We start from the raw sequence: 22888 nt of genomic DNA, 5'->3' as shown, positions 1-22888 counted from the left end.
GTTTTAATAATTTTAATCTAAATGAAAATGAAAATAATTTAATTATCGCTTATTCATTATTTGGCGATAATAAAGCGGTTAATAAAACATTGATAATTGTTAAAGAAAAGAGGTAACTATTGCAGTTATTTATTAAAAAGATATGTCAAAATCCGTTCAATTAGAAAATTGGTCACATATTATTTAAACCCAAATCCAACGGACGAATGATCATGAAAAGTATCTTAATAAGTTATTATCTTGAATGTATTTTACCAATGATTTAATTAATAAAATTTGGTCATCATTTATCTTTTGATAAAGATTTTGTAATGGTTCAACAATACAATCGCTGAGATTATTAATAAATGGATAATATTTCAATTTTATCAAAATTATTAATAGTTCAAGGAACTTATAAAAAAATAAATTAAAATTGCTAATTATATTCAGGAAAATGTTTGGATAATTATAAATCTTAAATTTTAAGATTTGTCAAAAGTAACGGGCGTTGGTTATTTACCAATTTATTATTTAATTAAGAAGTTGGACTTCAGTGGTTATTTTAATTTTATTATTGCTATTGTTTCAGAGCAAGATCGTTTAGAAATCAACAATTTGTGTTTAGATGCAACCGAAAATGTATTTTTATATAATCAAGATATGTTACAACGTAATCATCAAAAATTTGATGATGTTAAATTTTTTAAAAACAGTGCAATTTTTAAAAACAGCAAAAGGAATTTATCTGGTTGGTCTTGATAATTCATCTTTAGCAATTAAATAATTAGCTAACAGGTTATTTAATTTTGGCTTTCCTTGTAGTTTGTTAGTTGAAGATTAAAATAACATTGTTACTCGTACTAATTTAATGGGTACAGATTATTTATTAATTTGTATAATTTTAGAAGGTAAAACAATTGCAATGATTTGGTTGCGAAGGAAGCAAAAAGTAATGAGGAAAAATGTTGATGTTACAAACGAATTATAACTATGATTTATCGAAGTATACAGATATTACCTATAATGTTGTCTTGGTAACCATATATATAAAAAAAAAAAAAAACAATATTTTTATTTTGGATATCTTATTTTTCATATATTGAAATGATACTTTAATTAAAGTACTTTTATCAATTGATAAAGACCATAATTATTTAGAAAATAAGGTTAAAATTAATAAAATTTTAAAAAAATATTGTTAAAATTGAAATAACTAATGTTCCTTTTGTTTTTTATAGTACAATATATCTTAAATAAGATAGAAAATATTAAGAGGGAATTAAAATGACACCACATATTAATGCCAAAAAAAAAGATATTGCACCAACAGTTTTAATGCCAGGTGACCCGCTACGAGCAAAATTTATTGCGGAAACATTTTTAGAAAATGTAAAATTAGTAAATAAAATTCGTAATATGTATATGTATACAGGAACTTATAAGAATAAGACAATTACCATTGCTGGTAGTGGGATGGGGTGTCCTAGTATTGGAATTTATTCATATGAGTTATTTAAATTTTATAATGTTGATAATATTATTCGAATTGGTTCAGCTGGGAGTTATGATGTAACATTAAATATTTATGGTATTGTCAATGTGACAGGCGCTTATGGTGAAAATAATTATGCTAAAATTGTAGCTGGTATTGATGATAAAGTGTTAAATTCTTCATTGTATCTTTTTGAAACAATTGAAACAGCAGCAAAAGAACAACAAATTAAAACTTTACAAGGGATTGTTCATTCATCAGATGTTTTTTATCGGAAAGACGAGGATGATTGAAAAAAAATTAAAGATAAATATAATGCTATTTGTGTTGAAATGGAATCGTTTGCTTTATTTGCTAATGCTTTATTTTTAAAGAAACAGGCAGCAACATTATTAACAATTTCTGATTCATTTATTACTGGTAATGCTATAACTGCTGTGGAACGACAAAATAATTTTTTCCAAATGGTTGAGTTAGCATTAGAAAGTGCTTTTAAATTATAAAAGCAAAAGGAGAAAAAATATGACAACAGTTTTACAGTTATATCAAAATCAAGCTAAAGATCAAGATGAAGTTACAATTTTGGGATGAGTTCGCGCTAACCGTAGTAGTGGTAAACTGGGTTTTTTAGTTGTGAACGATGGAACTGTTTTTGACAATGTGCAAATTGTTTATAAAGCGAAACAACTTCTTAATTTTTTAGAAATTAGTAGTTTACGAGTTTCATCCTCCATTAAAGTGGTTGGTAAGTTTTGTTTAACACCATCAGCGAAACAAATCTTTGAGATTAAAGCAACAATGATTGAAATTCTTGATCAAGCAAGTGAAGATTACCCATTGCAAAAAAAAGAACATTCATATGAATATTTGCGCGGAATTGCCCATTTACGCGCAAAGACTAATACTTTTAATGTTATTTTTCGAATTCGTAGCAGTAGTGCTTTTGCCATTCATCAGTTTTTTAATAAAAATAATTTTATTAATGTTCATACACCAATTATTACAGGGGATGATGCTGAAGGAGCTGGTGAATCATTTGTTGTGACAACAAGAACGGATAATAATTATGCCGAAGATTTTTTTGGTAAAAAAGCTAGTTTAACTGTTTCTGGGCAATTGCATGCCGAGGGGTTTGCTCAAGCATTTCGCCAAGTTTATACTTTTGGGCCAACTTTTCGTGCGGAAAATTCGAATACAATAAGACATGCTGCCGAGTTTTGAATGATTGAACCAGAGGTTGCTTTTATTGACCTTGCGGAAAATATGACCTTAATTGAAACAATGATTAAATATATTATTAATTATTTATTTGCTAATAATTGGCGTGAGTTAGAATTTTTAAATAATAATGTTGATGATAAATTATTGGTAAGATTACAAAATGTCATCGATGAGAAATTTGTGCGGTTATCATATACAAAAGCAATTGAAATTTTACAAAAAGCGGTTGCAAAAAGACAACAATTTGAGAATCCTAATATTTTTTGAGGAATGGACTTACAAACTGAACACGAAAGATATTTATGTGAACAAGAAATCAAGAAACCAACCTTTCTATTTGATTACCCAAAAGAAATTAAAGCATTTTATATGAAGGCCCAAGATGATAATAAAACAGTAGCTGCTTGTGATTTATTAGTACCAGGAATTGGTGAATTAGTTGGAGGTAGTGTTCGGGAAAATGATTATAACAAAATTGTTAACCGTTGTCATGAACTAAAAATTCCTGTGGCAGACTTACAATGATATCTTGATTTACGAAAATATGGGTATTATAAAAGTGCTGGTTTTGGCCTAGGATTTGAACGCTTTGTAATGTATATTACCGGGTCAACTAATATTCGGGATGTGATTCCTTTCCCTCGCACACCACACAACTTACTATTTTAATTTGATGCATATAAAAATTTTATTGAATTGTAAATTGTAAATTAAAATACCAAACTTTATTTAATTTAATTGTAATTTATAACACAAAAAACAAGTATTTAATATAATTTTATTTTTAAAATTATTGTATTTTTATCTTAAATTTATTAATTTTGGCACACTAAAAATAGTTTAATAAATTATTTGATTAATTCAATAAAAAATTATTAAATATGTGATGATAAATTTAAAAATAATTGTTGTTAATTTAATCACTGTAAACAAAACCTTGATTTATTATTAATAATATTAATAACTCAATCTATTTTTTGTTTCGTAATATTATTAAAATCCTTGTTCCTTTAGGAAATCAATGTTTAATATTTATATTAATTCTTTAAACTAATGTTTTTTGTGATGCTGAAATACGAACACAAAAACCACTAGTACAGGTAATTTTTTCTATTTCTTTTCAGTTACTAAATTATTTCCGCGGTTTGTTATTATTCATTTCATTTTTCCAATTAAATTATTGTTTATAACAATATCTTTAAATCTTGTTACAATTTCGCTATCACTATGATTTTTTAATTTCACTGCAAAGTAATTATTACTTGACTGTTAAAATAATACCAAAAACAACTATAATGATGGCGCGTTTTCCTACAACTGTAGTATACCATTTTGTTATACACATACACATTTTGAATATTACAAGAAAAAATAATAAAATATATAATATAAAATATAAAAACATCATTAAAAATGATACATATATAAATAAAAATTATAAAATTAACACACTAAAAAATAGTTTAAATAAAACTTTTTAATTTTTAAATAATTTAACTAAATAATTTAAAAATTAAAATGGTGTCTGAAAATTTAAAGATTTATGCACTATTTAAAAAATTAAAAAAATAATAGTAATCATTTATTTTATTTTGTAAGTCAACTGCATCCAATATTTTTTTATCAAATATAAATAACTTAATATAATTTTGATGAAATCTTTCAATTTTACCGTTTGTCCAAGGAGAACGAACGTGTGTTGTTTGATGTAAAATATTTTTATCTGTTAAAAATTGAGTAAAAGTATTTTCTTTAACAATACTTTTTTGATTATTACGATGACTATTAATAAATTCAAAACCATTATCATTTCTAATTAGTGTTATTTTAATGCCAAATATTTTTTTAAAATAGCCTAATTGTAAAGTTAAGTGCAACTAAATTATTTTTCTAACCAAATATTCGATTGGTGAAAGATAATTTAGTATTTTTCTTGGTCTATGGTTTAAAGACAATATAAATTTATGAACTGCATTTTTCGTGGTATTTGAAAAATTAAATTTTTTAGGAAATTTTTCTCTAATTAACCCATTAGTATTTTCATTAGTACCTCTTTGTCAGGGTGAATATGCATTAGCAAAATAAATTTTCACATTTAAATTTTTTTCAAGTTGTTGTCAATTAGCAAATTCTTTACCTCTATCAAATGTTATAGTTTTAACAAGATTATTTGGAAGAATTGATAAATAATGGCTAATGTTTTCGTTAATAACTTTAGTAGTTCTATTTTCAACTAACATTGCTAAAGTAAATCTTGATGTTCTTTCAACTAAAGTTATTAAACATGATTTACTTTTACCTCGCGATGATACTATAGTATCATCCTCTCAATGGCCAACAGTTATGCGATTATTAACATTAACATTTCGTTCTTTAATTGATTTACCATTAAATTTACCGCGATTTTCTTGAGATTTTCGTTTCTTACCTTTTCTTCTTAAATTTTTATTAGTAACCTTTTCAAGTAATCCAGAATAAATTCAATTGTAAATTGTTTTAAAACTAATAATTCATTCTTTATGAAAATTTTTAATTCTTCCATAAATTTGTTCAGGCGATTAACATAATAATAATTTTTGTTGTACATATTTTACTAATTCTCTATTTTTAAACTTATGAAAATAAACATGTGATTGTTTTCTATTTTCTGCTTTATTTTGTGCAATTAATGAAAAATAATGATTATTATCTTTATTTCTATTAACTTCTCGAATAATAGTACTAATACTTCGATTAAGATTTTTAGCTATTTCACTAATTTTTAATTTAAATTTCAATTGATTCTCAATATAAATTCTTTCATCTATGCCAAGATGTTTATATCCCATATAAAAAACTCCTTGCTTTAATTTTTCTAAAATAAACTTAGCATCATGAAATTTTTATATGAAATTTTTTGCAATTTTATTTACTTGCACTTACAAGTATAATTTAGCAATATCTAATTGCTCTTTTAACATAATTAATATCATTCTTGGTGCTTAATTTATAATAAATATAATCCAATTCTTCTTTTATTATTTCTTCAATAAAATCACAAACATAATACTTTTTATCAACCGGAAATTTACTTGGCATAAAATATTTATCATCCATTTGTAATAATCCTAATTCTTTAACTTAATATCTTGGGCGTTGTCTTTTAATTTCTTTAATTTTATTTTTTATTTTTAATCAACGCTCATCTTTTTTAAGCCAACGAAAAATGTTTTTAAATTTTTAGGTTCTTTATTTTTATATTCCTACTTTCTTCATAATTATATTTTATTTGAAAGTCCACATAAATATGTTCTAACTTATTGTAACCTATCCAATTGAAAATTATAAATTAACTCTTGCGGGCGATGGAGCAACATGAACCTCAAAATTTGCTAATTAAATTGGTGTAATTTATATTTTGGATGAATTTCACTCAATAAAATAATTTAAAAAATATTTCCTTATCGAATAAAAAAAATTTATTAAAAATTTAACTGATAATGAAAAATGATAAAAGAAATTTATTGAGATATGAATAAATTATTTAAAAATGGCGACCCCAATGGAGCAATAAAATATTTAAAAAATTAATAAAAATAAAAAACATTAAATAACATTTATTTTTGGAAGATAAAAAATAAGATATAAAAAAATTTATTAATATAATTAATAAAAGAAAAAACGGAATTAAGGTTTATAAATAAAATTGATATATCTGGTCTTGTACTGAACCACAAATTTATCATAATGTCAAATGGTTAAAATGCTACGGCTCTAAATCGTATAGTGAAAAAGTTTTTAAAAATATGATTACAACGAAAATGGCGAAATAAAATGGTATTAATTTAATTTGATTCTATCTTGAAAAGTTAAATAAAAAACCACAAAAAAAACATAGTTATTATTTTAAAAATAATGATAATTACCAATTTTTAATAAATAATACTTTTTCTCAACAAGCACAAGCCTTTGTTTAAAATTTAAATAAAATATCACCCACCGAATAATTTATGCCATCTTTTTAAATTAAATCTTTTTTGTAATATCTTAGAAAAAATAAAAAAAGGATAAAAATATTTGCTTGTTTTTTAATTTTTAGTATATAATTAATAAGGTTAAAAAGAAATACCATGCCTAGTTAGCTCAGTCGGTAGAGCACTCGGCTGTTAACCGATCGGTCGCAGGTTCGAGTCCTGCACTAGGCGCCATTATTTTTTTGACAATTTTTAATATTTAACGGCCTGTTGGTGAAGCGGTTAACACACATGCCTTTCACGCATGCATTCACGGGTTCAAATCCCGTACAGGTCACCATTTTCGGGTGTTAGCTCAGTCGGTAGAGCGTCTGTCTTACAAGCAGGTGGTCAACGGTTCAAGTCCGTTACACCCGACCATTTTTTTATATTAATGAGCTGGTTTAGCTCAATAGGTAGGGCACAGCCGATTTGTAATCAGTAGGTTGTTTTGGGAGTTCGATTCTTCTAGCCAACACTAATTGACTGTTGTATCCCGTTAGCTCAGCAGGGTAGAGCATTTGTTTTTAACCATTGGGTTAAAGCTTCAAATATACTTTACAGGAGATCATTTTTAAAAATAGAGTATATACACCCCGGGTGTGGCGGAACTGGCAGACGCACCAGACTTAGGATCTGGCGGGGTAACTCGTGGGGGTTCAAGTCCCTTTACCCGGACCATAAATAAACAACAAATTAACACTTTCAAAGTGTTTTTGGAAAAAATATTAATATTTTTTTATAAAAAAAATAACTACTTAAAAAGTAGTTATTTTAGGCCTTTTTTGCTTTAAAATCAATTTTTAATCCGTTTTCATCTGGACCATGTTAAATATGGATCTTGGATTGGCAACTCTTTTATGACATTTTTTATATGGTCTGTTTTTTATAAATTCAACAACAGGTATTAAATAATTTAAACTACTGTGAATTCGAATATTGTTATATCAATGCACAAAGTCAAATAATTTGTATTTTAATTGGGTTAAATTTATAAATTTTTGTTACTTGACAAATTATTTTTTAAAACTTTTGTAAATTGTTTCAGCCCCAGCATTATCATAAAGACAGCCTTTATTGCTTAATGATCGTTTGGTGTTAAAAGTACTTAAGATATTATCAATGATTTTATTTTTAAATTCATTACTCCAGTCAGTATGAAATAACGTAATTTGTTTTAATGGTCTTTTGTGTAATTGAATAAAAGGTTTATTGCTCTAATTGTACTATTTTGTTTGTCTCGACACACTATAGCCAATTATTTCACGATTAAACAAGTCAATTAACAAACAAAAATAATGTCATTTAGCACCACATTAAACATATGTTAAATCATTAACAACAACTTCATTGGGTTGTTTATTAATTAAATTCACGGTTTAAAACGTTGCTAATTTCGTTGTTATTAACCACCAACTTATGATTAAAGATTAGTTAGTATCTCTAAATGCACCAAATTAAAATATCGTAATCATAAGTTGGTGAATTTTTCTTCTCGATAAGATAATATCTTTCTGATTTAAAAATCTTTAACTTTACAATCTCTATAAATTTTACGATTAACATTAAATGCGCTGATAACTTTTTGTTCATAATTATTAACATCAACCATAGCCACATTTATTAATTTGATAGTAATATGTTGATTTTACTATCTTTAATTTTGATCTATTTGACCAATTTTTCGCATGGAACATTTTTCTTTATTATTGTTAATAATTTCTATTTTTTTATTAATTATCAGCACTGCTTGCTTTAAAAGGTTGTTTTTCATTTATAATTATATTAATTATTTTCGCAAGGCAATCAAGTTCATTTTCTTCAACAGTGCGATTATTTTTCGCTTTAAAAAATCCAGAATTATTAATTTTTTCAATTAACTGATATATAGTTGATTTTGACACCTTATATTATTTAAAAATTTCAATAATAGTTTTGCCATTTTGATAAAGTAAAACAATTTGTTTTTTAAATTCATCGGTATATGAATTTCTTCCTATTTTTATATTCTTACTTTCTTCATAATTATATTTTATTTGAAAGTCCACATAAATATGATTAAACTTATTGTAACCTATTAATAAAAAATCATTTTGTTAATTAATATTTTGATATTTAGTAAATAATGTATTGTATTTTAGTATTTATTTACTACGCAGTCTGCTTCCTTGGTGGCGAGTGGGGGTGGTAAAGGTTATTTAGACATAGTTTATCCCCCACCAAGGAAGCAAAAAAAGTTTACTGAGGTATAAAAAAGTATTAATTACGCTTCATCAATCCCAGACAACTTTATATAAATAAAATAACCTTTTGGAGTTACAACCATCTTGTTTTTTTAGTGTCCGATGTTGTTTTTTGATTTAACAGCACTATTTTAATGAAAACAAGATAAAAACCCCGCGCTATGACATTTCGCGAGGGATTAATCTTGCTGAAAATTAAAGAAATAAATAGGAGTAAAATCTATTCGCTTTCACAATTTTTTAAAGCTTCGTTTCACAGATGAGTTCTTCATATTTCAGTATCAAAATATTAAATTTTAAGAGTTTCATTATTGATTGAATAATACCTTTATTTGAAAAGAAATTTATAAAAATATCCTTTATTTTGTGTAGGTAAAACAGTAAAAAATCTGTTTTTATAATAAAAGTTCTAAATTTAAAATAATTATCCGATCAATAATGCAAATAAATTTATGTTTTTTAATATAAAAATAAAAAAAAAAAATAACCTAACAATAATTTGTTTTTTGCCGGTTCATCTCACAGGATGCCATTCTTTTTTTAAATCTTTTTGTAAATTAAAAGGTTTTGGTAAAGTAATTAAAAACAACAAAATAATATGTAAAATTTTAAAAAACAAAAAACATCTCATTTGAGATGTTTTTTATACTAACCGGTTGTATCATTCAACAATTAAAGCTTCATTAATATTACTATTTAGTTCTTCACGAAGAGGGAAACGAATATATGTTCCAGTCATTTTAGTTTTATCAAATTTAACAAATTCTAATGTGCTAAATTTACTATCTAAACTTTCTAAAATTTTAACATTTTTTTTTGAACTTTCTTTAACACTAATAACATCACCCGGTTTACAATTGTATGATGGAATATCAACTTTTTTACCATTAACAAGAATATGAGTATGGTTAACTAATTGACGAGCTCCGGCTCTTGTTTGTGATAGATCCATACGGTGAACAATGTTATCTAATCGTGATTCTAACATAATTAAGAAGTTTGTTCCTGTAATTCCTTTCATTTTTTTTGATTTACTGTAAGTATTACGAAATTGACGTTCTGTTAATCCATACATATAACAAACTTTTTGTTTTTCATGTAATTGTAACCTATAGTTTGATAATTTTGTACGACGTTGTACACGTTGACCAGTAGCCGTTGTTCTTTTCTTCCCTTTTGAAAACTCTTTATTGTTTTCTAAGATACTAAAACCGTATCTTCTTGCTTTTTTAAATATACTTCCACGATAACGTGCCATTTTAAAAACCTCCTATATATTATATTATGACATACAAATATGACATACAAAAAGATTCATTGAATTGCTCTAATAAAGGAAGTTTTTTGATTCACCTTAACAGCTAAGGTTACTTTAACATTAAATAGTAATCAATAAAAAACTAATAACATTACTATGCAACTCTGCTGCTTCTCTGTATTGTCTACGAATTATTGTATAATAAAATCTAAGATAATTCAATATTTTTTGGTAATTTTTAATGTAATATCTTTTGCAAGTGCTATAATTCAATTAATATATATTAATGATTAAGGAGGCAAAGTAAAATGGGTATTATTATTAATAATATTATTAATAATAATCCAATTAAATTAATATTATTTATTTTGTTTTTTATTTTCATTTTATTATTAATTATAACGCTAGTGTTGTGAGGACAAAAGCGTCATTTAAAAACAATTGAAATTAAAGTTTTACAAAAGTTTGATATTTTAAAGCGGTTACCGTTAAAACATAAGCTTTTTCGGATTTCAGAAATTGCCCGTTATAATAATTGTTATGCAAATAATCTTATTATATGACGAACAAAGTATGAAATTATTTATGAGAAAAAGTTGATAAGTTGTTTAGAAGTATTTATAAAGTTATATCAAACTAATAAAGCAACAACAAAGAAATTGCCAAAAGTAACAGCACAAAAATTTATTCTGTTATTAAGAGAATTAACGTTATTAGAAGCAGAAGCTCGTTGCTTATTAGATGAAATTAATAGTCAATTACAAATTGAATTATTACAACGAGATTATATTTTAGCGCATAAAAAAATGTTTAATTCATTATTAGAATATGCGGTTAAATTGCAAATGAATGTTTCGCTAGATACAAAAAAGATTAATGATTTTGAACGAAATATTGAAAGAATGTTTGATGAATTTGAGAATCATTTAACGGCAGGAGATTTTGCTAAAACAGAACAAATTTTATCAAATATTATTATTTCATTAACTATTTTTGTTGAGATTTTAGATAACATTCCGCAAATTAAAACATTATTAACAAAAGTGGTTTCGAATAAACTTTCGTTATTAAAAGATAAATATGTTCTTTTTAATAAAGATGAAAGTAATCGAGATTTGTTAAAGTATGATTTTGATGAATTATCACAGAATATCGATGTAACTAAAATTTTAATTTCAAAGTATATTGATAACTTGCAATATAAAAAAGCAACAAAAAAGACCATTGAGATTATTAATAAAATTAGTTATTTTGATCAAGTTATTGAACAACAAAAAGCAATTATTTCGTGTTTTAAAAAATACCACCAAGTTGTAATGGATTATATAAATAAAATTGAACGAAGTTTTAATGCAATTTCGCGTCAAATTGAATCGTTGCGAAGTTCATCAACATTAATGGCACAAGAAGAAAGTATTTATCGTGAAGCAACAGTTAAAACAAAAAACTTAACCCACGATACTAACCGGTTAGTTTTAGAAATTAACCGAAATAAGCATGATTATGTTACATTTAACCAAGAATTAGTTCGCTTATTAGAAAATGCGGTTGTTACACAAGAAGCGTTAGAAAATGTTGTTAAAATTATTGAAAAACGGAATTTTGCTGAAACAGAAATTCGTCGAACAATTCATTTGTTAGAAGTGATTCTATTACAAGCGGAAGTGCGGTTAAATCAATTACAATATAAAAAATTATTAGCAAAATATGAAAAACTAATTTCGGATTATCGGCAATCCCTGGAAAAAATTAAAAGAATATCATTTGATGTTAATAATCACAGTGAAGCGAATGAAGTAATAGGGAAATTAAACCGTTTAAAAACCGAAATTTTAAAATTATTTGAAAAAATCAAAAACAATATTTTATTAGATTTATTATCACAAGAAACATTAGTTTATGCGCAGAAATTTATTTTAATAAATGAAGATGTTGATGATCATTTACGGAATGCGCAAATTGCTTATCATTATGGTGATTATGATGGTTCATTATTTTTATCATTAAAAATTATTAATGGTGAGAAAGCAAAAAAATAGGAAATGGAGTATAAAATAAATTTTGATGTAATATTAATTCGTTACGGAGAGTTAACAACAAAAGGAAAAAATCGGAATGATTTTATTAATGTTTTAGTTAACAATATTAAAACAAAGTTAATTGGGTATGAGAAACAATACCAAATTAAAAAAGAATTTGATCGTTTATTTATTGAGTTATTAGATCCAAATGTTAGTGTGGGGATTGTTGAAATTGTGAAAAATGTTTTTGGTTCATCGTCATTATCATTAGCCAAAAAAGTAAGTTGTGATTTACCAACAATTGCTAATTGTGCGATTGAATTAGTAAAGTATTATCAACCAACTACTTTTAAATTAGAAGTACGTCGAAATGATAAAACTTTCCCTCTTACTTCAACAGAAATTAAACAGCAATTAGCCCCAAAAATTTTGCAACAAACAAACGTTAAAGTTGATGTACATCAGCCAATGTTGCAAATTGATGTTGAAGTTCGATATCAATTTACTTATGTTTTTGTCAACAAAATTAAAACAATTGGGGGTTTACCAGTTGCAATATCTAGTCGTGGAGTTGTAATGTTATCAGGTGGAATTGATTCGCCAGTTGCGGCATTCTTAACGATGAAACGAGGAATGAATGTTGAATATTTACATTTTACAACGCCACCTCATACGAGCGAAGAAGCATTACAAAAAGTTAAAACTATCGTGCAAAAGTTAAACTGTTATGCTGGTCAACAACAACAACGTCTGCATATTGTTAATTTTTCAATGTTGCAACATGAACTAATGCATATTCCTGATGCTAGTTATCGAATTACAATTATGCGACGAATGTTCTATCGTATTGCTAATTTATTAGCAAAGGAATGAAAATGCCAAGCAATTATTACTGGCGAATCATTAGGACAAGTAGCTTCGCAAACAATTGAAAGTATTAATGTTATTAATAATGTTTCTATTTTACCAATTTTACGTCCAGTATTATGTTTTGATAAAAATGAAATTATTGATTTGGCAAAGCAAATTAATACCTACCAAACATCAATTTTACCATTTGAAGACTGCTGTAGTTTATTTGTTCCTAAGAATCCGATTACAAAACCAAAAATAAGTCAAGCAGAATTTCAGGAAAAGAATCTAATGTGAGCAGAAATAATTGATTTTATAATTAAGAAAAATATCAAGACATATTTGATTGATAATGATGATATTTTTGAAAAAAATAATAAGGAAATAAAATAATTAGTTAATGAATGTGAATTACAAAAACTGAACAATCAAAGGCAACATTTATTATAAGAAGCAATTTTAATTTATGAAGAATTTTCAATTAATTATTAGATATGTAAAAGCGGAAGATATTAAAGTTATTAATATGAAAAAGGAACCAAATTTATTTAATAATGTAAATTTATAGATTAAATTTGAAAATGATTATCAATTATAAAAAACTGCATATGATGTTATTTGGTTTTTGGTATTTTATCTCCGTTAATTATTATTATGATTATTGCAATTAAATTATAAAAATTAACCACAATTGTGGTTTTTATTTTATTTTTCGTTAAAATGTAAGGAGAGCGAGGCAACAACGATGACAATTCCCCACTTAAATGTTCGAACAAGTTATAGTTTATTATCATCTTTAATTACATTTGATAAATATTTTAATCATGCTATTACAACAGGTTTAACATCGTTAGCAATTTGTGATAGTAATATGTTTGGTATTTATGAGTTTCATCAACTTTGTCAAAAAAATAAAATTAAACCAATCATTGGCTTAAATGTTACTATTTTATTTAATGATGTTAATTATAACATGAATTTATTCGCGCGTAATCAACGGGGTTATTTTAATTTAGTTGAAATTTCATCCATCACGATGATTAATGCCGAACATAAAAAACTTTTAACATTAGATGAAATTAAAAAATTTTTAACAGCTGATGTTAAGATTATTATTAATTATACAAAGGATAATTATCAACCATCCCTGTATAAAATGCTACAAAGTATTTTTAAACAAGAGACGGATCTATATGTAGGGATTAATAACGATAATTTATCGTTATTAGCTTCTTTTAAAACATTACTAGCAGAAGAACAAATTATTTGAAATAATAAAGTGCAATATTTTACTAGTGAAGATTTTACTGCGTACAAAGTTATTGATACTATTAAAAAACATATTTTATTTAAAGAGAGTAAATTGCAAGATTTATATGGTTGAATGGTGCCGTTAAACCCTTATCACCAATATTTTGATAATATTAATTTTTTTATTGCAACAATTGATGTTTTTCCGTTGAATAAAGGTACTATTTTTGATAATTTATTACATTATCCAACTCAGTATAATCAAACATCACAACAATTTTTGCGAGAAATCTGTGAGACATCCTTTGCACAAAAAAATATTACAAAATTAAAAGCAACATATCTTGAACGATTAAATTATGAATTAACAGTTATTAATAAGATGGGTTTTAATGATTATTTTTTAATTGTCTGAGATTATGTTCGGTATGCTAAAGAACAAAACATTTTTGTTGGTCCGGGGCGAGGAAGTGCCGCAGGTAGTTTAGTTAGTTATTTATTAGATATTACAATAATTGACCCAATTACTTATAATTTACTTTTTGAGCGTTTTTTAAATTCTGAACGAAAAAGTTTACCTGATATTGATATTGATTTTGAAGACGATAAGCGAGAAATGGTGATTGAATATTTATTTGAAAAATATGGTAGTGAACATATTGCTCATATTATAACTTTTCAAACAATTGGGATGAAAAGGGCTATTCGGGATATTTGTCGTATTTTTGATATCGCAATTGAAGAAGCGGACAAAATGAGCAAAGCAGTTCCATTAGAATTTAATTATCATTATGAGCAAGCAATTAGTGCTAATCCTGTTTTTGAAATTTATCAAAAAAAATACCCCCAAGTATTTTTGTATTTAAAAAAAATTATTGGTTTACCACGGCAAACAGGAATCCATGCAGCAGGAATTGTTTTAACCCAACAACGATTACAAACAATTATTCCGGTTAAAGAGGGATATAGTGGCATTTATCAAACCCAATATTCAATGAATTGCTTAGAAGAATTGGGAATTTTAAAAATGGATTTATTAGGATTACGGAATTTAACTATTTTACATGATGTTGTTAATAACATTTATCGAGAAACAAAAGTAAAATTAGATGTTAACACCTTGCTGTTAAATGATCAAAAAACGTATCAATTGTTAGCGCAAGGCGATACAAAAGGAGTTTTTCAGTTAGAATCACCTGGTATGACAAAGGTTTTAGTTGATATGGTCCCGAACCAATTAGAAGATATTGTTGCAACTTCATCATTGTATCGTCCGGGACCGCAAGATAATATTCCTTTGTTTATTAAACGAAAAAAACATTTAGCGAAAGTTACTTATATTGACGAACGTTTAGCGGAAATTTTAGCCCCAACATATGGGATTATTGTTTACCAAGAACAAGTCATGTTAATTGCCCAGAAAGTTGCTAATTTTTCACTAACGAAAGCGGATGTTCTTCGTAGTGCGACAGGGAAAAAAGATGCCACAATTATGAGCCAAATGAAAACAGAATTTATTAAAGGGGCAGTGAAAAATCATTATGTTGAGAAAATCGCTCAAGAGATATGAGAATTAATTTATAAATTTGCGGCGTACGGTTTTAACCGTAGTCATGCGGTTGCTTATTCATTGTTGGGTTATCAAATGGCGTATTTAAAAGCAAACTATCCTTCGCAATTTTTGACCAGTTTGTTAACAAATGTTATTGGTGATGAACATAAGACTAATGATTATATTAATTTAGCAAAGAAAAACCATTTAACAATTATCCCACCAAATATTAATACTCCATACCACAAATATCATACGGTTGATAATCAAATTTGTGTGCCATTATTAATTATTAAACAAATTGGTTTTGTTTTTTTTAATAAGATTGCTCAAGAATATCAGACGAATGGTTTATTTACCGATTTATATGATTTATTTATTCGTTTGTATAAAAAAGGTTTAAATCATAAAACTTATGAAGCATTATGTTTTTCGGGGGCGTTAGATGTTTTTAAATTAAATCGAATTACATTATTTAATAATTATCAACGGATTATTACTTATATTGAACTAATTAAAATTAAAGAAGAAAATGAAAATTTAGTTATTGACTTTTTATTAGCGGAAAAACCAGAATTAGTAATTGAACCAGATGATGAAGTTGTTTGTCTTAAAAAAGAGTATGAATTTTTAAGATTTTATTTATCGAACCATCCTTTGAAATATCTTCGTGAAAAAGAAGGATACAAATATAAAATAACTTTAATTAGTAATTTACGATTAACATTGGTTTCAACAAATGTTTTAGTTTTAGTTAAACGGGTAAAAACAATTATGGATAAAAATAATAATAAAATGGCTTTATTATGTTGTTGCGATGAAAGTAGCGAAATTAGTATTACTGCTTTTGCCGGAATATATAATAATTATGCAAATTTATTAAAAGTTAATAATGTTTTATTATTAAATATTCGTTTAGAGACATATAACAATAAGATTAATGGTATTATTAATCGCATTAAGTTTATTAGTAGGGAGCAATAGTAAAAATTTATTGAATTTATTGCAACAAATTATCAGTATTTCCAAATTATTGAAAAAGTCGGAAATATTATTCGGGTTTAATTATGTGCCGACTTAGCTAACAAGGGTTTTACTCCGTCTTATGCAATTAATTAAATAGTGCACGTAACAAATTAAAGTTCCAATTAGTGTGATTATTCGTAATCGCGATGCTGATTTTTATTATACTACGGATGAATATACGCAAATTTAAAGGATATTGCTTATATTAAAACAACAAAAACAGCGGGGATTGTTATTGATATTTTAACACCAGATCATTAAATTGATTTAATTCTAATGCAAGAATTAATTGCTTTGGATCATCCTTTATAAGTTATTTTCCACCAGTCTTTTGATTTGATTGATGATTATAAAGTTACTGTTGTGTGCAGTAACTAGCTCAGTTAGGAGTTAAAACTGTTTTAATATAATGTGAGGTAAACGACCAATTATGGAAAATTTAGCAACATTAAAAAACTACGAAATTACGGCGCTCAAATTAAAACCTGGAGAGGCCGTTAATTTAAATAATTATCAATAAATTAGTCGTTATTGTTATGCAAATCATATTGGCAGTGTTGTTGTTCATTATGAAGGAACATAAGACGCGTAAATTTATTTAGCGAAATTATAACAATTAGGAATGGTAAAAATTTTTTAATCAGAATAAATTAATTTGATAGTTTTTCTAAAAAATAAAAAAGAGAATATAATTATTTGGTAATGATTACAAGTAAAAAAGTAATAAAAATTAACATATCATAAAACATACTTAAAAAAATAAATACTTTTTCTCAAAAAATAAAAATTATTTTTCCTGAGGAGAATTATGAACGAATTAAAGAAGTTGCTAAACAATTAATGTGAACAAATATTACCCAAATTATTGTTTTTACAACACAGGCCGAAATTATAGCAACAATTTATGAGTTAGAAGCTAAAGTGCTTGTAGCGGAGGAACAAAATGAAATTGAATTAGTAGAATATTTAGCGGAATTACGCAAAAGGAAAATTCTTTAGCGATAATGCTAAACAGTTAGTCTGTGAATGTAATTATTTGACTATTTTATGAGTTAAGAAAGGTCTTTCTAATGGAATTGATGGGGAATTACTTATTAAACCAAATAAACCAAAGATATTATTTGGCCATTTTTACGAATTATTAATGCAAAACCAATTGTAAAATTTATTTCATAATTTTTATTAATGGTTCGCAACAATGAACGTTATGTTTTTATTGATTGTGCCTTAAATATTGATCCAACCGCTGAGGAATTAGTATATATTGCTTATTTAGGATATGAAATTAGTAAAGTTTTTGCTTTCCAAAAGTCAAAGATGGCTTTGTTTTGGTTTTTAATAAAAGTATTTGGACAGTGTGCCGCACATCCGTTGATAAAGTACGTGTCGATTGTTAAATTGTTAAATATAAAAAATTATAAAATTGCTTTTTTATGGTGAATTACAATTTGATGTAGAATGAGATGATGCGAATCACCACAAAAAAGCACCAGCATCACCCCTAAAAACACTAACGGATATTTTTGTTTTTCCAAATTTAGATGTAGGAAACATTGGTTATAAAAGTTCCCAACGATTAGGAGGGTTTTAAGCAATTGGCCCAATTGAAATTGGTTTCGATTGCCCAGTTAATTATTTATCATAGGTAGGAACTATTGGTGATATTTATAATATTGTTTTAGCAATCTCATATTTGTGTATTTATAAATAAGATGGTTAGGAAGAAAAAAATAATAATGATTTTAGTAATAAATAGGGGTAGTAGCTCGATGAAATTTCAATTATATCAAGTTGATTAGAAAAAATTATGTTGTAGTTTGTAAAGGATTAGCGAAAATAATTAATATTGATGGTATTTTTATGATTAAATTTAATGATCGGGAGTTCCAAACTACAAAATCTTTCCAAAACCATATGGCAACACATCAAAGATGTTAATCGTTAAATTAAAAGAACGCCATATTATTCAAGATTTTGTCGATATTCAAAAAGAATTGGTCATTGGATTTTTCATGGTGAGGAAAAGTTTATCAATCAATAATTATTAATGATGAAGTATTTGCTGAAATTAAACGAATTGCAACATTATCGCCATTACAACAATCCCCAGCCATTTTTGCGATTGAAACTTTTCGTAAGATTGTTACTACCCCTAATGTTGTATTGTTTGATACTTCATTTTATACAACAATTCCTGAAGAAAATTATTTATATTATGTTCCACATTAGTGGTACAGTGACTATCAATTTTGTTGTTATGGTTTTCATGGCATTTCATATCGTTCGTTATATTACTAAACGATTAGTGGAAGTTTATCAAAAACCAGCAACTGTTTTGAATGCAATTATTTGTAATTTAGGGAATGGTTCTTCAATTTGTGTGGTTAAAAATGGTCAAAGTTTTAATACTTCAATGGGTTTAACTTTTTTTATAAGGACTAATTATAGGAAGGCGAAGTGATGATATTCATCTCTCGATTCATCAAATTATTGTTAACCAAACTGGAATCACATTAGATGAAACAACTTTGGTAGTTTTGCAAGGATACGGGTTTTAGTTAAAAATAAGATATAATCTTGTTTTTTCTTTTATATATAGAAATTATTAATATTAAAGTTATTGTTTTTAAAAATTTTAAGGAGTTGAAATTATGCAAAAAAAGCGATATTTTATTTTTCGGTCGTTATTGAAAAAGTATGGTAAAGATATTGTTATTAATACTGTCAATAATATTGAAAATGATATTGAAATTAAAAAGTAAAATAATAAATTATTCGCTAATAAATTATTTCGCGTAATTTATTAGCGGATAATTTATTCAATAATGTTTTTTTTAAAAGGAGAAAAACGACAACGAGCAGAGCAAATATGCAAATTTAAATTTTTTAATTTATTGAAAGGAATTATATCACACTAGTATGATTAACATGAATATTTAGTATTTTGATTTTGTTAGGAATTTTTGCATGAATTGGTTTATCAATTTATCAAAAAGTTAGACAAATTCAAGGTAAGAAAAAATAAAAAAATAACTTGAAAAAAAGATATTATAAAATAATTAATTTATTAACTGAAACAGTTACAAAAATCGGATTTGGTGATGGGATGAATTCCATTTGAACCGGTTTAGGTAATGCAATTAGTAAAGTAAAGATGCCATGCCGTATATGGTATTTTACCACAATTAATCACCTTTTTAGGTGATGCTTGAATTATTTTAATTCTATTTGGATTATTTATTATTATTAAGATATTAAACTTTTTCCGTAATATGGTTTTAAAGGATTTTAATAGAATATAACACTATATTCTAAATTATTTTTAAACAAAAAATAAGGCACACAGTTTATTTATTTTTATTAATTTATTTTATATAACTATTATTTTAAAATTTAACACTATTTTTAGTGTGCCAATTTTTGTTATTTTATATTTTTACCATTGTTAATATATTGTTTATTTAATGTTTAATAAATAATATATTAACTGGATAGGTTCCAATAAGTTGGACCATATTTATGTGGACTTTCAAATAAAATATAATTATGAAGAAAGTAGAAATATAAAAATGATAATAAATTAATATACCGATGAATTTTAAAAACAAGTTTGTTTAACTTAGTTTATTTTGCTCCACTTATTTATCAACAAGTAATAAAAGATAGTTTTAAAATATATCGGACAATTGTTAAAGTATTAAAGTTGTAAGAACAATTTAAAAATAACTTTACTAATAAAGATAAAATAGTACAAACACTATAAGATAGCATATTTACTAGTTTATTAGGTAATGTAATACCATTTCAAACATACAAGCAACTAAGAACAAAACAAGATTTAAACAAAACAATTAAAACAAAAACAATATTAAGTAGTAAAAAGTTTATCTTAAATAAGATTAAATCAAAAAGAAAACAACGATAAGGAGATGATTAAATGTTAAATGAATTATGACAAAATGTTACTTTGGAAAATTATAATAATTTTAATCCAATGACAGGTAAAATTACACAAGTTCCAGTTCGTTATAATAAGTTCTTTAAAGGTGATGTAGAATTATGATTTAAAACATTTGCTTTAAGAGCCCAAAACATGATTAATTCCTATTTAAATTATCCATTTTCAAAATTAAAATTTGAAACATTTAAAGACCCATTATTAAAGAAAATTTGTATTAATATGGTTTTTATTACGATTGAACACTGAACATTTAACCGCATTCCAATTGAATTCTTTACTTCAGCAAATATGAGTGTTGGTAATATTAATTATTCTTCACAAAATTACCTGATGGCAACACGACAAGGTTTATTGCCTACCTATGTAAAATCGTTGGATAATCTAACAATTTTAAAGAAAATGTTTCATTCTTTTTAAGAAAAAGGCATTGATTTAACAATGATAGATTTAGAAGTACACTATATTCAGTTAGAAGTTGACCCTTTATTAGAAAAAGAAAAAAACGAAAGAATAGAAACTGATAACAAATTAGATAAAAAATTGATAATTTATCAAACGAAACAGAAGAAAATTTAAATAAAAAACAAGATAAATTAACTCCAAATTCTAATTTATATATTGATTATATAACTTGTCAAAGATATGTTAGTTATAAAGATATGTATGTATATGGTGATGTAAGTTTTCAAAATGACCCAAAACCCGAAGAAATACCAAGATTTACAAAAATAGTAAGAGAAGTACAAAATAATATTCAAGTATCAATTACAAAAATTATTAATGATAAGTCAACAGATGAAGAAGTACCAACTGCAAAAGCAATATATAATGCCACTACATATGATAACAATTCTTTATGGAAAAAAATTGATAATAATACTTCATTAAATATGCTAAATTATACTTGTAAGTGCAAGTAAATAAAATTGCAAAAAATTTCATATAAAAATTTCATGATGCTAAGTTTATTTTAGAAAAATTAAAGCAAGGAGTTTTTTATATGGGATATAAACATCTTGGCATAGATGAAAGAATTTATATTGAGAATCAATTGAAATTTAAATTAAAAATTAGTGAAATAGCTAAAAATCTTAATCGAAGTATTAGTACTATTATTCGAGAAGTTAATAGAAATAAAGATAATAATCATTATTTTTCATTAATTGCACAAAATAAAGCAGAAAATAGAAAACAATCACATGTTTATTTTCATAAGTTTAAAAATAGAGAATTAGTAAAATATGTACAACAAAAATTATTATTAGGTTGATCGCCTGAACAAATTTATGGAAGAATTAAAAATTTTCATAAAGAATGAATTATTAGTTTTAAAACAATTTACAATTGAATTTATTCTGGATTACTTGAAAAGGTTACTAATAAAAATTTAAGAAGAAAAGGTAAGAAACGAAAATCTCAAGAAAATCGCGGTAAATTTAATGGTAAATCAATTAAAGAACGAAATGTTAATGTTAATAATCGCATAACTGTTGGCCATTGAGAGGATGATACTATAGTATCATCGCGAGGTAAAAGTAAATCATGTTTAATAACTTTAGTTGAAAGAACATCAAGATTTACTTTAGCAATGTTAGTTGAAAATAGAACTACTAAAGTTATTAACGAAAACATTAGCCATTATTTATCAATTCTTCCAAATAATCTTGTTAAAACTATAACATTTGATAGAGGTAAAGAATTTGCTAATTGACAACAACTTGAAAAAAATTTAAATGTGAAAATTTATTTTGCTAATGCATATTCACCCTGACAAAGAGGTACTAATGAAAATACTAATGGGTTAATTAGAGAAAAATTTCCTAAAAAATTTAATTTTTCAAATACCACGAAAAATGCAGTTCATAAATTTATATTGTCTTTAAACCATAGACCAAGAAAAATACTAAATTATCTTTCACCAATCGAATATTTGGTTAGAAAAATAATTTAGTTGCACTTAACTTTACAATTAGGCTAATATTAAAATTGATTTTGAAGGTAGTATTTATGAATATCAGGATGAAGGAACGCCCACAT

22 protein-coding genes, 4 tRNA genes and 1 pseudogene are annotated in these 22888 nt (G+C 25.5%); 19 read left to right on the top strand and 8 right to left on the bottom strand.

The window, feature by feature from the left end; all coding sequences use genetic code 4:
- The first annotated feature begins 471 nt into the window (after nt 1-471).
- The 3 genes from ACE38S_RS03005 (at nt 472) to asnS (ending at nt 3364) form a co-directional block, all read left to right on the top strand.
- Nucleotides 472-744 (top strand): hypothetical protein, encoded by a 273-nt coding sequence (locus ACE38S_RS03005; protein ID WP_374696329.1) that lies wholly within the window; start codon nt 472-474, stop codon nt 742-744.
- Nucleotides 745-1266: 522 nt separating this feature from the next.
- Complete coding sequence (deoD, locus tag ACE38S_RS03000) at nt 1267-1977, top strand: purine-nucleoside phosphorylase (protein ID WP_374696328.1); 711 nt, start codon at nt 1267-1269, stop codon at nt 1975-1977.
- 19 nt (nt 1978-1996) lie between these two features.
- Nucleotides 1997-3364, top strand: coding sequence for an asparagine--tRNA ligase (gene asnS / locus ACE38S_RS02995; protein ID WP_374696327.1), 1368 nt, complete (start codon nt 1997-1999; stop codon nt 3362-3364).
- A 441-nt stretch (nt 3365-3805) separates the two neighbouring features.
- Here asnS and ACE38S_RS02990 read toward each other — a convergent pair whose 3' ends face one another.
- The 5 genes from ACE38S_RS02990 to ACE38S_RS02970 all read right to left on the bottom strand — a co-directional run bounded on the left by ACE38S_RS02990 (nt 3806) and on the right by ACE38S_RS02970 (nt 5791).
- Nucleotides 3806-3940, bottom strand: coding sequence for a hypothetical protein (locus ACE38S_RS02990; protein ID WP_374696326.1), 135 nt, complete (start codon nt 3938-3940; stop codon nt 3806-3808).
- A gap of 296 nt (nt 3941-4236) precedes the next feature.
- Nucleotides 4237-4572, bottom strand: coding sequence for a hypothetical protein (locus tag ACE38S_RS02985; protein ID WP_374696325.1), 336 nt, complete (start codon nt 4570-4572; stop codon nt 4237-4239).
- Entirely contained in the window at nt 4573-5241 is a 669-nt protein-coding gene (locus ACE38S_RS02980; RefSeq protein ID WP_374697118.1) for an IS30 family transposase, read from the bottom strand.
- A 12-nt stretch (nt 5242-5253) separates the two neighbouring features.
- Nucleotides 5254-5523, bottom strand: a complete 270-nt coding sequence (locus ACE38S_RS02975; RefSeq protein WP_374695867.1) for a helix-turn-helix domain-containing protein — start codon at nt 5521-5523, stop codon at nt 5254-5256.
- Between the two features lie 103 nt (nt 5524-5626).
- A complete protein-coding gene (locus tag ACE38S_RS02970) occupies nt 5627-5791 on the bottom strand; it encodes a hypothetical protein (RefSeq protein WP_374696324.1) in 165 nt (54 codons plus the stop codon).
- 1015 nt (nt 5792-6806) lie between these two features.
- Between ACE38S_RS02970 and ACE38S_RS02965 the strand changes: the two genes are divergently transcribed.
- The 4 genes from ACE38S_RS02965 to ACE38S_RS02950 all read left to right on the top strand — a co-directional run bounded on the left by ACE38S_RS02965 (nt 6807) and on the right by ACE38S_RS02950 (nt 7368).
- A tRNA-Asn gene (locus tag ACE38S_RS02965) sits at nt 6807-6882 on the top strand.
- A 30-nt stretch (nt 6883-6912) separates the two neighbouring features.
- Nucleotides 6913-6988, top strand: a tRNA-Glu gene (locus ACE38S_RS02960).
- Nucleotides 6989-6992: 4 nt separating this feature from the next.
- A tRNA-Val gene (locus tag ACE38S_RS02955) sits at nt 6993-7068 on the top strand.
- 215 nt (nt 7069-7283) lie between these two features.
- A tRNA-Leu gene (locus ACE38S_RS02950) sits at nt 7284-7368 on the top strand.
- Nucleotides 7369-8420: 1052 nt separating this feature from the next.
- Here the strand turns inward: ACE38S_RS02950 and ACE38S_RS02945 are convergent.
- Together ACE38S_RS02945 and rpsD are read right to left on the bottom strand one after the other, a co-directional pair.
- On the bottom strand, nt 8421-8591 hold the full coding sequence (locus ACE38S_RS02945) for a hypothetical protein (protein WP_374696323.1): 171 nt from the start codon (nt 8589-8591) through the stop codon (nt 8421-8423).
- A 982-nt stretch (nt 8592-9573) separates the two neighbouring features.
- Nucleotides 9574-10188: a 30S ribosomal protein S4 gene (gene rpsD / locus ACE38S_RS02940; protein ID WP_374696322.1), complete on the bottom strand. Its 615-nt coding sequence runs from the start codon at nt 10186-10188 to the stop codon at nt 9574-9576.
- A gap of 308 nt (nt 10189-10496) precedes the next feature.
- Here rpsD and ACE38S_RS02935 point away from each other — a divergent pair, with 308 nt between their 5' ends.
- The 8 genes and pseudogenes from ACE38S_RS02935 (at nt 10497) to ACE38S_RS02900 (ending at nt 19387) form a co-directional block, all read left to right on the top strand.
- The gene (locus tag ACE38S_RS02935) at nt 10497-12227 is read left to right on the top strand and encodes a septation ring formation regulator EzrA (RefSeq protein WP_374696321.1); all 1731 of its coding nucleotides are present in this window, start codon (nt 10497-10499) and stop codon (nt 12225-12227) included.
- A gap of 3 nt (nt 12228-12230) precedes the next feature.
- A complete protein-coding gene (gene thiI / locus ACE38S_RS02930; RefSeq protein WP_374696320.1) occupies nt 12231-13454 on the top strand; it encodes a tRNA uracil 4-sulfurtransferase ThiI in 1224 nt (407 codons plus the stop codon).
- Nucleotides 13455-13806: 352 nt separating this feature from the next.
- On the top strand, nt 13807-16848 hold the full coding sequence (locus tag ACE38S_RS02925; RefSeq protein WP_374696319.1) for a DNA polymerase III subunit alpha: 3042 nt from the start codon (nt 13807-13809) through the stop codon (nt 16846-16848).
- A gap of 882 nt (nt 16849-17730) precedes the next feature.
- Nucleotides 17731-17889, top strand: coding sequence for a hypothetical protein (locus ACE38S_RS02920; RefSeq protein WP_374696318.1), 159 nt, complete (start codon nt 17731-17733; stop codon nt 17887-17889).
- Between the two features lie 186 nt (nt 17890-18075).
- Nucleotides 18076-18165, top strand: a pseudogene (locus ACE38S_RS02915) (phosphate acyltransferase); the annotation flags it as partial.
- A gap of 148 nt (nt 18166-18313) precedes the next feature.
- Nucleotides 18314-18481: a phosphate acyltransferase gene (locus tag ACE38S_RS02910; protein WP_374696317.1), complete on the top strand. Its 168-nt coding sequence runs from the start codon at nt 18314-18316 to the stop codon at nt 18479-18481.
- 410 nt (nt 18482-18891) lie between these two features.
- Entirely contained in the window at nt 18892-19119 is a 228-nt protein-coding gene (locus ACE38S_RS02905) for a hypothetical protein (RefSeq protein ID WP_374696316.1), read from the top strand.
- 7 nt (nt 19120-19126) lie between these two features.
- Complete coding sequence (locus tag ACE38S_RS02900; RefSeq protein ID WP_374696315.1) at nt 19127-19387, top strand: hypothetical protein; 261 nt, start codon at nt 19127-19129, stop codon at nt 19385-19387.
- Nucleotides 19388-19938: 551 nt separating this feature from the next.
- Here the strand turns inward: ACE38S_RS02900 and ACE38S_RS02895 are convergent.
- Nucleotides 19939-20073 carry a hypothetical protein gene (locus ACE38S_RS02895; protein WP_374696314.1) on the bottom strand — a complete coding sequence of 45 codons (135 nt, stop codon included), beginning with the start codon at nt 20071-20073 and terminating at the stop codon, nt 19939-19941.
- Between the two features lie 754 nt (nt 20074-20827).
- Here ACE38S_RS02895 and ACE38S_RS02890 point away from each other — a divergent pair.
- From ACE38S_RS02890 to ACE38S_RS02875, 4 genes are all read left to right on the top strand, one after another.
- On the top strand, nt 20828-21268 hold the full coding sequence (locus ACE38S_RS02890; RefSeq protein ID WP_374696313.1) for a hypothetical protein: 441 nt from the start codon (nt 20828-20830) through the stop codon (nt 21266-21268).
- Between the two features lie 21 nt (nt 21269-21289).
- Nucleotides 21290-21427 carry a hypothetical protein gene (locus tag ACE38S_RS02885; RefSeq protein WP_374696312.1) on the top strand — a complete coding sequence of 46 codons (138 nt, stop codon included), beginning with the start codon at nt 21290-21292 and terminating at the stop codon, nt 21425-21427.
- 83 nt (nt 21428-21510) lie between these two features.
- A complete protein-coding gene (locus ACE38S_RS02880) occupies nt 21511-21771 on the top strand; it encodes a hypothetical protein (RefSeq protein WP_374696311.1) in 261 nt (86 codons plus the stop codon).
- A gap of 80 nt (nt 21772-21851) precedes the next feature.
- Entirely contained in the window at nt 21852-22802 is a 951-nt protein-coding gene (locus tag ACE38S_RS02875; protein ID WP_374696310.1) for an IS30 family transposase, read from the top strand.
- Nucleotides 22803-22888 lie beyond the last annotated feature (86 nt).

It is taken from the genome of Spiroplasma endosymbiont of Polydrusus formosus (assembly GCF_964263245.1).
Taxonomy (GTDB): domain Bacteria; phylum Bacillota_I; class Bacilli_A; order Mycoplasmatales; family Mycoplasmataceae; genus Spiroplasma.
Note: the sequence above shows the minus strand (reverse complement) of the source record. Positions and strands in the feature narration are given on the sequence as shown.